Source organism: Streptomyces sp. NPDC017993, from assembly GCF_044328065.1.
Taxonomy (GTDB): Bacteria; Actinomycetota; Actinomycetes; order Streptomycetales; family Streptomycetaceae; genus Streptomyces.
This window is the reverse complement of sequence record NZ_JBIRGO010000066.1, coordinates 1-1,259: the sequence shown is the minus strand read 5'-3', so window position 1 is coordinate 1,259 and position 1,259 is coordinate 1. Positions and strand designations below refer to the sequence as shown.

General features: G+C 63.8%; 1 protein-coding gene. It reads right to left on the bottom strand.

The annotated features are described in order from the left end of the window. Positions 1–1,238, bottom strand: a 1,238-nt coding sequence (locus ACH4FH_RS38895; RefSeq protein WP_398560707.1) for an acyltransferase domain-containing protein, incomplete at its 3' end; no start/stop codon positions are given. Positions 1,239–1,259 lie beyond the last annotated feature (21 nt).

Genomic DNA, 1,259 nt, shown 5'->3' with positions numbered 1-1,259 from the left:
CGTCCGGCGTCGGACTCGTCGATTTCGAGGGTGTGGAGGGTCATGCCCTGTGCGCGTAGTGCCTCGGCGACCTGACCCGCTTCCGGGCATTCGGCAGGCATCACCAGCAGCCAGGTGCCCGACGCGACACCCGCCTTCACATCCGGCAACGACTTCCACGACACCCGATAACGCCAAGAATCCGCCACCACCTGATCACGACGACGACGCCGCCACGAAGCCAACGACGGCAACAACCCCGCCAACGACTCCGCACCCTCCAAACCCAAAGCCGACACCAACGACTCCAGATCCCCCCGCTCCACCGCATCCCAAAACCCAGCCTCCACCAAATCCCCACCCGGCACCGCACCCACCCCGGAACCAGACTCCAACCAATACCGACCACGATCAAACGCATACGTCGGCAACTCCACCCGACGCCGCACCCCCGCACCGAAAACCGGCAGCCAATCCACCCCCACACCCCGAACAAACAACTCCGCCGCAGAACTCAGAAAACGACCCGCACCCCCCTCACCACGACGCAACGTCCCCGACACCACACCATCCACACCCACAGCATCCAACGTCTCCCGCAACGCCAACGACAACACCGGATGCGGACTCACCTCAACAAACACACCAAACCCATCAGCAATCAAACACCGCGTCACCGACTCCAACTCAACAGTCCGCCGCAAATTCTCGAACCAATACCCCGCATCCAGACAAGCCGTATCCACCGGCCGCCCCAAAACCGTCGAATAAAAAGGCACACCCACCGAACGCGGCACCACCGGACCCAAAACATCCAACAACTCCGCGCGAAGACCCTCCACCTGCACCGAATGCGACGCATAATCCACCGGAATCCGCCGCGCCCGGACCCCCTCCACCTCACACCACGCCAACAACTCACTCAACGCATCAGGCTCACCCGAAACCACCATCGAACGCGGACCATTCACCGCCGCCAAAGAAAGACGCTCACCCCACCGCGCCATGCGTCGGGTGAGTTCGTCCTGAGACAGCGAAACCGACACCATCCCGCCGCGTCCCGACAACGCCCGCAGCGCCCGACTACGCAACGCCACCACCCGCGCCGCATCCTCCAACGACAACGCACCCACCACACACGCCGCCGCAATCTCCCCCTGCGAATGCCCCACCACCGCATCCGGCACCACACCCACCGAACCCCACACCGCAGCCAACGACACCATCACCGCAAACAACGCCGGCTGCACCACATCCACCCGCTCCAACGAAGGAGCCCC